Origin of the sequence: Vibrio sp. OPT46, from assembly GCF_015163535.1 — a bacterium.
GTDB lineage: Bacteria > Pseudomonadota > Gammaproteobacteria > Enterobacterales > Vibrionaceae > Vibrio > Vibrio alginolyticus.
Map to the genome: position 1 here is coordinate 28,817 of NZ_JADDYG010000372.1, position 10,545 is coordinate 39,361.

Annotated in this window: 13 protein-coding genes and 1 pseudogene; 9 read left to right on the plus strand and 5 right to left on the minus strand. The window is 45.8% G+C overall.

The genetic code is table 11. The features are described from left to right. The 5 genes and pseudogenes from IQR33_RS33365 to IQR33_RS17230 all read left to right on the plus strand — a co-directional run. Positions 1-439: pseudogene (locus IQR33_RS33365) on the plus strand (peptidase M3); the annotation flags it as partial. A gap of 69 nt (positions 440-508) precedes the next feature. Next, complete coding sequence (locus IQR33_RS17215; protein WP_191116161.1) at positions 509-1,045, plus strand: DUF924 family protein; 537 nt, start codon at positions 509-511, stop codon at positions 1,043-1,045. Positions 1,046-1,069: 24 nt separating this feature from the next. Further along, on the plus strand, positions 1,070-1,399 hold the full coding sequence (locus IQR33_RS17220) for a DUF4144 domain-containing protein (protein WP_033907198.1): 330 nt from the start codon (positions 1,070-1,072) through the stop codon (positions 1,397-1,399). 139 nt (positions 1,400-1,538) lie between these two features. Further along, on the plus strand, positions 1,539-2,024 hold the full coding sequence (locus IQR33_RS17225) for a VOC family protein (RefSeq protein ID WP_193837828.1): 486 nt from the start codon (positions 1,539-1,541) through the stop codon (positions 2,022-2,024). Positions 2,025-2,198: 174 nt separating this feature from the next. Next, entirely contained in the window at positions 2,199-2,624 is a 426-nt protein-coding gene (locus IQR33_RS17230) for a VOC family protein (RefSeq protein ID WP_054578555.1), read from the plus strand. A gap of 78 nt (positions 2,625-2,702) precedes the next feature. Here the strand turns inward: IQR33_RS17230 and IQR33_RS17235 are convergent, their stop codons facing one another. Next, a complete protein-coding gene (locus tag IQR33_RS17235; protein WP_193837847.1) occupies positions 2,703-3,839 on the minus strand; it encodes an MBL fold metallo-hydrolase in 1,137 nt (378 codons plus the stop codon). A gap of 180 nt (positions 3,840-4,019) precedes the next feature. Between IQR33_RS17235 and IQR33_RS17240 the strand changes: the two genes are divergently transcribed. Continuing rightward, positions 4,020-4,265, plus strand: coding sequence for a Rho-binding antiterminator (locus IQR33_RS17240; protein ID WP_005374351.1), 246 nt, complete (start codon positions 4,020-4,022; stop codon positions 4,263-4,265). 96 nt (positions 4,266-4,361) lie between these two features. Here the strand turns inward: IQR33_RS17240 and IQR33_RS17245 are convergent, their stop codons facing one another. The 3 genes from IQR33_RS17245 to ompW all read right to left on the minus strand — a co-directional run bounded on the left by IQR33_RS17245 (position 4,362) and on the right by ompW (position 7,730). Further along, entirely contained in the window at positions 4,362-5,852 is a 1,491-nt protein-coding gene (locus tag IQR33_RS17245; RefSeq protein WP_005383288.1) for an MDR family MFS transporter, read from the minus strand. Then, entirely contained in the window at positions 5,849-6,874 is a 1,026-nt protein-coding gene (locus IQR33_RS17250) for an HlyD family secretion protein (protein WP_064369525.1), read from the minus strand. The genes IQR33_RS17245 and IQR33_RS17250 overlap by 4 nt, the downstream gene beginning before the upstream one ends. A gap of 214 nt (positions 6,875-7,088) precedes the next feature. After that, the gene (gene ompW, locus IQR33_RS17255; RefSeq protein ID WP_064369526.1) at positions 7,089-7,730 is read right to left on the minus strand and encodes an outer membrane protein OmpW; all 642 of its coding nucleotides are present in this window, start codon (positions 7,728-7,730) and stop codon (positions 7,089-7,091) included. A 495-nt stretch (positions 7,731-8,225) separates the two neighbouring features. Here ompW and IQR33_RS17260 point away from each other — a divergent pair, with 495 nt between their 5' ends. The 3 genes from IQR33_RS17260 to IQR33_RS17270 are packed head-to-tail and all read left to right on the plus strand — an operon-like array spanning position 8,226 to position 9,856. Further along, complete coding sequence (locus IQR33_RS17260; protein ID WP_005374358.1) at positions 8,226-8,876, plus strand: Qnr family pentapeptide repeat protein; 651 nt, start codon at positions 8,226-8,228, stop codon at positions 8,874-8,876. Positions 8,877-8,885: 9 nt separating this feature from the next. Then, positions 8,886-9,197, plus strand: coding sequence for a cupin domain-containing protein (locus IQR33_RS17265; RefSeq protein WP_005383281.1), 312 nt, complete (start codon positions 8,886-8,888; stop codon positions 9,195-9,197). Between the two features lie 38 nt (positions 9,198-9,235). Then, the gene (locus tag IQR33_RS17270) at positions 9,236-9,856 is read left to right on the plus strand and encodes an HAD-IB family hydrolase (protein ID WP_031778857.1); all 621 of its coding nucleotides are present in this window, start codon (positions 9,236-9,238) and stop codon (positions 9,854-9,856) included. 116 nt (positions 9,857-9,972) lie between these two features. Here the strand turns inward: IQR33_RS17270 and IQR33_RS33370 are convergent. Beyond that, on the minus strand, positions 9,973-10,545 hold a 573-nt coding region (locus IQR33_RS33370), incomplete at its 5' end, for a carbohydrate-binding protein (RefSeq protein WP_228013956.1).

A 10,545-nucleotide genomic window follows, 5' to 3' on the forward strand; every position in this document is an offset into this window, starting at 1 on the left:
ACATTTGCTATCCGACGAAGCAGCTTGTGCGTATCAAGGTTATCTACTCGCGCACATGGCGGTGTATCAGACCCGTGCATACTTCCTTGAGAAGTTTGGTTACCTGACGGATAACCCAGAAATTGGCCCACTGCTGGCAAAACACTACTGGCACGCAGGCAATCACTTGTCGCACAACGAAACCATTGTCAGCCTGACTGGCGAAGGCTTCAATGCCAAATACCTTGCAGACGTGTGTAACCTGTCGCCAGAACAGGCATGGGAAGTGCAGCAGAAGAAAATCGACTCACTTGCGACGCGAGAGCGAGCATCAGTCGCTTCACTGAACGCCGCGATTAAAGTCGTCGACGGCAGTAAAGAGCTGGCAAGCAACACCATCTCTGACGAACAAATGTGTGACGATTTTGAACGTTACATCGTAGAGACTTACGGTCGATAACACGCAGAAAGCCAGGAGCTCGCCTTCTGGCTTTTTATTCTTTAGCTAATGCAATAGGAAGGAAGATCCATGTACCAAGAAGTCATCAAATTTTGGTTCGAGGAGCTATCGCCCCAAAATTGGTTTGAAAACAACCCAGAACTGGACAAGCGTATTGCATCGCGATTTGCCTCGGTATTAGAACAAGCCGCTCGTTGTGAACTGTTTAATTGGCGTAACAGCGCACAAGGACGATTGGCCGAAATCATCGTCCTCGACCAGTTTTCACGTAATGTGTATCGCAACACCCCAAAAGCGTTTGCACAAGACCCACTCGCATTAGCATTGGCTCAAGAGGCAATTCGGTTAGGTCACGACAAAGAATTAGCGCCTGAGCAGCTAAGTTTTTTGTACATGCCATTTATGCATAGCGAATCTCGCCTCATTCATGTCGAAGCTGAAAAATTGTTTCGCGCATCAGGGCTTGAAAATAACTACGATTTTGAGCTAAAACACAAAGCCATCATCGACCAGTTTGGGCGCTATCCTCATCGCAATGCGATACTGGGAAGAAAGAGCACTCCCGAAGAGTTAGCGTTTTTGCAACAACCTGGGTCAAGTTTCTAAATAACAATGAATAATGAGTTAACCATGAGAGACCACGCAGTATGCTGGCCATGCTTGCTAAAACTAGACGGCGACGATGAGCTGATCTACACGCATTCCCAGTCCGACTTAGACTCTGAATGCGAAGCCCTCATTTTTGGGCAAGATGATTACGTTATTGACTCAAATGGCAACACGTTCGAATTGAAAAACAATGGTTCGAACACCACTCTTTTACACCCAAAAGAACGAACGCTGTCCGTAGAAGAGGTTACGTCATTAATCCAATCGCATGAATTCAGCCTCGCGCAACGGTGCATTATCAAGATTCATTTCACCTCGGTGAGGCAAGCTGTTGAGGCCTTAGCTCACTAAATCAATCCCAATACGCACATCATTAAATAAAATTATCATTTTTATAATTTATGATAATTTCATGTAATCAATATCACGCCATATACTCTCCCACATCGAAACAAGACAACGTTCAAACACACATGTTGGGAGCAAACAAATGAAAATGAATCATGTCGGTATTATGGTCGGAGATATGGACAAAGCGGTTGAGTTTTACACGCAAGCGCTAGGTCTAAAAGTCGTTATGGGCAACACGAAAGTGATTGAAGAACGCGAAACGGCAATTGGCAGAATGTGTATTGCGGTCTTTGGGGAAGGCTTTAAAGGCTTCAACATTGCGCACCTTGTGACAAGTGATGGCATCGGCCTTGAGTTATTCGAAATGAAAGAGCGTCAAGAGCGCCATGAAGTGGATTTTTCTCGCATCGGTATCTTCCATTTCTGTTTGCAGACAAACGATTTTGAAGGTGCTATCAAACGCACCGAAGCACTAGGTGGCAAAGTTCGCATGGACATCATGCGTTACCACCCAGAAGACGATAATAAGCCTGCGAAAATGGTTTACCTAGAAGACCCATTCGGTAACCTATTCGAGCTTTACTCACACTCTTACGAAGAAACTTACGCTTCTGATTACGAGTAATAGCCCCATCCATATACCAAAAGGCTAGCAATACGCTAGCCTTTTTTGTTTGCTTTAAGTTGCAGTGTTTCTGCACTCGCTCTAGCAAAAAAACGTCTGGAATTTGATCATTTCTCTCACCACTTTTAAGGTCACTTTATACTTACCTCAACACAATGCAAAAAGGAGTGAAGCATGCCCACCAAAAATCCAATCGCCATCAAAGCGCTTGATCATGTTGTTTTAAGGACCTGTAACCTCGATGCTATGTTGCATTTCTATCGAGACATTTTGGGCTGCCCTGTCGAGCGCCAAGTAACGGAACTTGGTTTAACTCAACTTAGGGCAGGTAACGCATTGATTGATGTAGTGACGGTAGACAGCGAATTGGGTCAACTCGGCGGAAAGCCACCAGTTCAAAATGGTCGTAATATTGATCATTTTTGCCTGCAATTGGCGCCTTTTTCCGAGGATGAATTACTGGAATATCTGCGTTCGAACGGCATTGAAACCGAAGAGTTTGCGAAACGCTACGGCGCACAAGGATTCGGTCGCTCACTCTATATTCATGATCCGGAAGGAAATATCGTCGAGTTAAAACCTCAAGTGATTGATGAGTAAGCGAGTAAAAAAACCTTGTTATATTCTGAAAATAACAAGGTTAACTTCTAAAATAATTATTGAAGTAAGAACATATTATTAAGTCAAAATTCTAGCTGGCTCACCTGTTTCTTTTTCTCGCCACCATTGTTTATTTATCTGTTTTTTATGAACGAAAAAACTCTCCCCCGGCATTGGCGTCAGCAGCGTTATATGTTCTTTTTGACAATGGGCAAGCAAATCTAAAATCGGTTCGTCCCAGCGGTGAGTAAACAGCTCGTATGTAGCCCAATGTACTGGCAACAGTTTTTTCGCATTTAAATCGCGAAACGCTTGCACGGTATGATGAGCCTGCATGTGCCCCCAGTTTTCGACCGGATAACCTTGGCCTTTCACATCGGCAGCCACTTCCAAACAGGCAATGTCGATTGGTCCACATCGCTGTGCTATCTCGGAAAAATGCGAATCGTAAGCTGAATCGCCACTAAAATAGAGCGTCTCTTCTTTTCCTTTGATGACCCAAGAAGCCCACAGGGTCGCGTTTTTATCGAAATAAGTACGACCCGAATTATGGTTAGCAGGCGTACAAATCAGTTCGATTCCGGCATAGTGCACGCTATCCCACCAATCGAATTCCACGATGTTGTCTGCGCAAACGCCCCACTTTATCAGATGCTTGCCAACCCCTAAGGGCACATAAAACGTCACGGATTTATCAGCGTAGAAACGTATGGTCGATGCTTCTAAATGGTCGTAATGATCGTGCGAAATCACGATAATTTCAGGAATCGGCAAACAATCTCTGGCGTAGGTATTGGGAATATTGCGTTCAAACCACGCTTTTGCGACGAACGGAGAAGCGTAATCAAATACCGGATCAGTCAGAATTCGAATGCCATCGACCTCCACCAGCATGGTGGAATGGCCCAGCCAAGTAACGCGCATCGATTCACTTCGCTGCGCAAACTGCGTAGGTTGAATTGGGAAATGTGGCAGATGTTCGTTAGGACTCAATGGCGTTCTACCACCAAGATAGCTCCAACACACCTGCCAGAATGATTGCGGGCTAGGGACATTTGGCATCTCGTTTTTAACTCGGCCGTTTTCAAATTGAGGCGAGTGGTGAACACGGTGCGCCAACTGCGCATCGTAGGTTTGAGGGGAAATCAGTGAACTTGGCTTTTGTGTCTTTTGTTCACTTGTTAGGTATGTGCGCTTAAGTATCGTCTCAGACATATCGTAGTTTTGTCTCGCTTGTGAACGCTCAACAGTAGGTTTATTAAAACGTGCGTGTATGTCTATTTCGTGACCAAAATGAGGTGTAAGATGAAGATTCAGTTTCAATCAAACGTCTTCTATTTAAGGATACGGTTCTCAAACCTTCTGAATACTGCGTCGGTTTGAAAGGAGAAAACTATGGTGACTTGCAGCCAATACGATTTTATTGAAATCGCCTGTATGTTTAAGCTCCCTATCGAGATCACACTAAAAAATGGTGAAACTCATCAGGGCAACGCGTTCGACACAGGCTACGACATGCAGCGACAAGAGTGCTTGTTTTTAGATATGGATGGTGAGCACACCGCTTTCCCGACTGAACAATTAGTCGCAATGCGCGCGCTCAAAACCAATCCGCATTTTGACGAAGTGACGTTTGAGTAAACGTCCTTCTTTCACTGGCACTGTCCAATAAAAAACGCCTCTCAAGCTGACACAACTTGAGAGGCGTTCTCTTACACTATTCACCGGAACTTCATGTTATTCACGCGACCGAATGAAAACCAGCATCGGCATCATGATCACGAACATCACTCCCACAAGCTGGAAGGTGTGCACAAACGCGACCATTTGCGATTGCTGCTGCAACATCTGTTGGTATTGGTCTAACGCAACCGGGTCGGTAATAGAAAGCCCCTGATTGGCCGCCCAGTCATGCAAGTTAGGATTATAAGGATTAATACCCTCTCCCAGTGCATGCCATTGCTGCTGACTATCACGATATTGGAACGTGGTGGCGATAGAAATACCAAACGAGCTACCAATGGTACGGAACAGATTGTAAATACTCGCCGCCGCAACAGATTGCTCTTTCGGAATCGTTAAATACGCCAAGGTGGATAGCGTCGAGAAGGTTAAACCAAGCCCCATCCCCTGAATCATACTCGGCATCACAATCCAAAATGTATCGATCTGCAGTGAGTATTGCGTCATCAAATAACTACCAATCCCGATGCAGCTTAAGCCAAAGACTATTTTGATTCTGGGATCGAATTGCGGATTGAGCTTAATCACCAAAATCAACATCGCCGCTGACGCCAACCCACGCGGTGCCATTAATAAACCAGTGGTTGAGACCGGATAATCCAGCAAGCTTTCCAACAGCATTGGTTGTTGAGTCGTCAGACCAAACATCGCCATCGACACCACGGCAATCATCAATGACGAGACCATAAGGTTTCGGTCTTTCAGTAGCCACAATGGCGCTATTGGACTTTTGGTTTTCCAACTGCGATAGATCCACATCACCAATCCCATGACTGCGAGCAATATCGCGGTCTGAATCATACGTGAGTCGAGCCAGTCATCTTCATTCCCTTTATCCAACACAAACTGCAACGCGCCCACACCTAACGCCATGTAACCGATGATCCACCAGTCAAAGTTAGGTTTGGATTTGTTGTCGATATGGATATAGCGATAAATCAAAGAGGTACAGATCAAACCGAATGGCAAGTTGATGTAAAAAATCCAGCGCCAGTTAATGTTGTCGGTGATCACACCACCTACAACTGGGCCCAAAATAGGACCAAGCAAAATGCCGATGGAGAAAATCGCCATCGCTTTGCCTTTTTGCTCATACGGATAGATCTGCACTAACGTCGACTGCGCCAATGGAATCACCGACGCGCCGAAAGCGCCTTGGATAATGCGAAATAGCACCATCTCTTCAAGAGACTGTGCTTGCCCACAAAGCGCACTGGCAATCACAAAACCGATCACAGCAACCAACATGACTTTGCGTTCACCAAAACGCGACACCCAGAAACTGGTCATCGGAATGAAGATCGCTTCCGCCATGCTGTAACCCGTCAACACCCACGTAATTTGGTCTGCCGTTGCGCCCAACGCGCCCATCATGTGCGATAGCGACACGTTCGCAACGGTCATATCGATTAACACCATGATGGCAGAAAGCATCACGGCGACGGTGGCAATCCCCCGTTTGTCTGCCGTAATTTGATGGCTCATTGCACGCTACTTTGCAAATCAATGGTGACTTCTGAGCTCGCACCCACGCGAAGTTGCGGCGCATCGGCCGGTACTTCTAATGCCAAACGTACAGGGAAACGCTGTTTGATTTTAACCCAGTTACCCGTTGCGTTTTCTGGTGGCATCAAGGAGAACGATGTACCACTCGCAGGCGATAGTTGTTCTACCGTTGCTTTCCACACCACGTCTGGGTACATATCAATCACCACATCCGCATGCATGCCAGGTTTAATATGAGTAAGATCGGTTTCTTTAAAGTTCGCGCGTACCCAATAGCTGTCTTTTAAAATCACAGGGAACAACGTTTGACCCACGCTAACGACCGAGCCTACGTGCGTATTGATCTCACCGGCAATGCCATCCACTGGTGACGTAATGTCGGTGTAGCTCAAGTTCAGCTCTGCTTGCGCTAACTGTGCTCCCGCTTGTTGAACAACCGCAGCCTCTGCGCCTTCTTCACCACGGTTCGCAATGGCTTTTTCTACCGTCGCGCGCGCTTGCTCCAGGCTCGCTTGGGCATTGGCTAGTTTGTTTTTTGCCGTATCTAAATCTTGGTCCGACGCCAGTTTGCGTTTCACCAAGGAATCCGTACGTTTGTACTCCACTTGCGCTTCTGTCAGGTTAGAGCGCGCCGCATCTAAGCCCGCAACGGCTTCAGTTACCTGCTTATCGGCAACGTCATGTTGCTGGACCGCCAATTGGTATGCCGCTTTTGCTTGCTTCACTGCCAACAAATATGGGCGTGAATCTATCTTCAGCAGTAGGTCACCTTTGTTAACGGATTGGAAATCTTTAACATCCACAGAAACCACTTGGCCTTTTACCTGAGGCGCTACCGACAAAATTTTTGCCCTAACGTAGGCATCTTCCGTGCTTGGATGACTGTCAGAATACTGCCAAGACCAATACATCGCACTAAATGCAATAACACAGAGAGTGAAGAAAAGAGTTTTTACCAACTTAGATCTGGAGGAAGAATGCTTTGCGATGTCGTCGCTCATTTATATTGTCCACTTGTTCAATTATGTGATCAGTGTAGGACTTTTCGATCTTCCGACAATAAAATGATCTGCAAGGTAAAGATCCAATTTTGCATGTTGCTAAGTGGAGTAAATGATGTGCAATCAAAACGAGGATAAAAAAGAGGGGCAGTCCCCGTAACCACCCCCAAAGTCATGCCAATAATAGTAATGTGCGTGTAACTACTGGTTTTTCTTAGAACTTGTAACCGCCGCTGATCATAAATACCCAAGGGTTAATTTTGACGTCGGTTTTTTGCTTCACTCCACTTGCTTTATAAGTTGCTTCTGTCTCAATGTTTGCGTACCACGCAGCGGCGTTGAGGAACCATTGATCGTTGATCATATAATCCACACCAATATTCGCTGCTAGACCGAATGAATCATCTAATTTCAAATCTGACAGGTCAGCGCCTTTACCCGTACTATTGAAATCTTCATCAAAGAATATGGTGTAGTTCAGACCTGCACCAACGTATGGACGGAACTTACTTTGAGACTCGCCAAAATAGTACTGCACCATTAGCGTTGGTGGTAAATGTTTGGTTTTCGCGATATCACTACCAACCAAATCTGTCGAAATGTCGTGGCTGAATGGTGTTGCTGCTAGAAGCTCTAAACTGATGTTGTCTGTGAACATGTAGCCAAACGTCAAACCAAGCTGCGTATTTGAGTCAACTTCTAACTCTTCTTGAGAACCAAGAATCTTATCACTGCTGTCATTTGGAACGACAGACGCCGCACCAACACGAAGAACGAAGTCACCTTGTTTATGAGCGAAAACACTTGGTGACACGAGTGCAGCAACCACTGCTAGACTGCAGATTGTTTTTTTCATTTTTATTTCCTTTCGTAGGGCTTCGTTATGTCGTACCCAAAGGGGTGCCTACTAACTGATCTGAGATTTCAAGTAAACTCAGCGCCTTGAAGCACACGGGTATCTATATCTTTTTGAGCTGTGCGCAATCTAGCACATAGAAACCCTACTATTTTGATGGAAATCAATTTGTGAAAAATATAGGTTTTTTGTATAGAGAAACGCCATACCGATCAACAAATTATGCAAATCGGATACAATTCTGTAATGCAAACTGTGCGTGTGAGAAGCTATGCATGCTCAAAAACACGAATCCTCTCGCTAAGGTCCGTAGCCAGCAAAAACTTTTTTCTTCCTCTACGTCTTCTATTTTCAAAAAACAACCCACTTAAAACGCTCGTTTGACCCCTTAAAATCGCGATTTGAGGGGTTTGTAAAACACTGAAATACAAGAAGTTATTTTTCTGGAAAATCAGTCACTTGGAGTGCTAGTCTGCTCGCAGCTAAGGAGAAGACATGTTAAAAACCGATCTCATTTTTGAACGAGAAAACTTTTCTCATCACGATTTTCAGAATGCTACCTTTAAAAACTGCCACTTTTATATGTGCTGTTTCGACCATGCCGATCTGCGCGATGCTAAGTTCATCGACTGTCGCTTTATCGAATCCAAAGCGCTAGAAGGGTGTAGTTTTCGCTTCGCGAACTTAAAAGACGCTAGCTTTACGAACTGCATGTTGGCGATGAGCCTGTTTAACGGCGCAAATTGTATGGGCTTGGAGCTGCGTAAGTGCGATCTCAAAGGGGCAAACTTCCAAGGTGCGAACTTTGCTAATCGCGTCAGCAATACCATGTTTTTCTGTTCTGCTTTTATTACTGGCTGCAACCTCACCTACTGTAACTTCGAACGAGTGTTACTAGAAAAATGTGACCTCTTTGAAAACCGTTGGAACGGTGCGAACCTCGCAGGGGCAACTCTCAAAGGCTCGGATTTATCTCGCTGCGAATTCTCGCCAGAACAATGGGGAACCTTTAACGTTGAGCAGTGTGATCTGACTCATGTCGAACTAGACGGGCTAGATGTTCGCCGCGTTTCTCTGTTTGGTGTTAAAATTTGTGATTGGCAACAAGAGCAATTGCTTGCGCCTTTTGGACTGATCATTCTCTAAGGAAAGGCCATGAACCTGTTTAAAGACTTACCGAATAACCTCGACGAGGAAGTGTTCGAAGACCTGCTGACCCACAAAAACCTGCGTATAGAACGCATTGTCTCAACGGGGCAAACCTCGCCCGAAAGTGGCTGGTACGATCAAGAAGAACATGAATGGGTCTTGGTTCTTAAAGGAGCTGGAGAGCTGACTTTTGAATCAGGTGTCGTGCAACGACTTGAGGCAGGCGATCACGTTACGATTCCAGCTCATACCAAACACAAAGTGAGCTGGACTGACCCAACGCAAGAAACCATCTGGTTGGCGGTGTTTTATCAATAAACACAAAACGATCTTAAACCAAAAAATAGGCGCTGAGTTTGCTCGATACTACTAAGCCGTCACTGGCACTGTTTGATTTTGATGGCACCATCACCCGAGAGGATATGTTTAGCCTTTTCCTCCACTATTCTGCTTATGGCCTGCGCAAACGAGTGGGAAAGGTCGCTATCATGCCATTTTATGCGCTGTACAAACTCGGAGTGTTACCCGCTCGTGTTATGCGTCCTCTCAGCAGTTTTATTGCATTTTCAGGGAAAGAAACGCAGAAAATTGAAGCGATTGGCGCTCAGTTTGCCCACGAAGTGATCCCGCTGTACTTACGGCCAGAAGCGATGGAAAGGTTGGCGTGGCATCAGCACAGAGGCGATACCATTGTGGTGGTGTCGGCATCACTCAATGCGTATCTCAAGCCTTGGTGTGAAGCGAACGGTTACCACTTGCTGTGCAGTGAACTGATCTCAGAACAGCCAAAACTGAGTGGCTTTTACCAGCAAGGTGATTGCAGTTTAGAAAAAAAAGTCTCGCGCGTTAGGGCCACGTTTTCGCTCGACGAATTTGCGTCTGTTTATGCCTACGGTGATACGCACGAAGACATTCCGATGCTCAAACTGGCAGACTACGCGATGCTCAACTGGAACGAGTGGAGAGCAAGCGAATAACGATATGTGCTCTGATTTTCAAGACAACCACTCGACCAAAGTGGTCGTTTTAGACTGAAAAAACAAACCCTTCTCACATGAGAAGGGTTTTATTGTTCAGAGCCAGAATAAATGGCTTAACGCCATACACCCCATTGACCCGTTGTGCCAGGTTCCTCACCAGACGTCCACCACTGGGCAGTCCATTCTTTGCCGTTGTGCGTCACCACATCACCTTGGTTGTAAACGGCTGTCTTGTCCCACAAATTGGTTGGTTCAACTGGTGGCGTGACATCCGCTTTGAGCAGTGACAACGCATAACTGAAGTCTGCACTTGGCGCTAATACTTGATTCGCATTCACGTTGTTACTGTCGAACATGTAGTGATTCATCTCTTGATGCCAAATACCCACATACCAATCGCCCGTTTGCTGCGCGTTAAATTGATCAGCAATTTCTGCCGCCCAAGTCGTCGTATTGTTTGCGCTGATTGGCAGTGAAATATCGACAATTTCATTGCCTGTCGCATTAAACGTACGGAAACGAATGGTGTCACCCGCTTCTACTGGTCCGAAACCTTGCTGAACAAAGTAGCCTAGAGATGTCAGATTATTGCCCGGTTCGGTTGGATCAACGGGGTCAGTCGGCGGCGTCGTACCTGTTCCGTTTAACGTAATGTCACTACAGTTGTAGAAACCTTCACCAGCCAC

Excerpts from the sequence above, each read along its gene's own strand:
- IQR33_RS17225 (WP_193837828.1), top strand. The coding sequence starts at position 1,539 with ATGAAAATGAATCATGTCGGTATTATGGTCGGAGATATGGACAAAGCG.
- ompW (WP_064369526.1), bottom strand. The coding sequence starts at position 7,730 with ATGAAAAAAACAATCTGCAGTCTAGCAGTGGTTGCTGCACTCGTGTCA.
- IQR33_RS17240 (WP_005374351.1), top strand. The coding sequence starts at position 4,020 with ATGGTGACTTGCAGCCAATACGATTTTATTGAAATCGCCTGTATGTTT.
- IQR33_RS17230 (WP_054578555.1), top strand. The coding sequence starts at position 2,199 with ATGCCCACCAAAAATCCAATCGCCATCAAAGCGCTTGATCATGTTGTT.
- IQR33_RS17265 (WP_005383281.1), top strand. The coding sequence starts at position 8,886 with ATGAACCTGTTTAAAGACTTACCGAATAACCTCGACGAGGAAGTGTTC.
- IQR33_RS17235 (WP_193837847.1), bottom strand. The coding sequence starts at position 3,839 with ATGTCTGAGACGATACTTAAGCGCACATACCTAACAAGTGAACAAAAG.
- IQR33_RS17245 (WP_005383288.1), bottom strand. The coding sequence starts at position 5,852 with ATGAGCCATCAAATTACGGCAGACAAACGGGGGATTGCCACCGTCGCC.
- IQR33_RS17250 (WP_064369525.1), bottom strand. The coding sequence starts at position 6,874 with ATGAGCGACGACATCGCAAAGCATTCTTCCTCCAGATCTAAGTTGGTA.
- IQR33_RS17220 (WP_033907198.1), top strand. The coding sequence starts at position 1,070 with ATGAGAGACCACGCAGTATGCTGGCCATGCTTGCTAAAACTAGACGGC.
- IQR33_RS17260 (WP_005374358.1), top strand. The coding sequence starts at position 8,226 with ATGTTAAAAACCGATCTCATTTTTGAACGAGAAAACTTTTCTCATCAC.
- IQR33_RS17215 (WP_191116161.1), top strand. The coding sequence starts at position 509 with ATGTACCAAGAAGTCATCAAATTTTGGTTCGAGGAGCTATCGCCCCAA.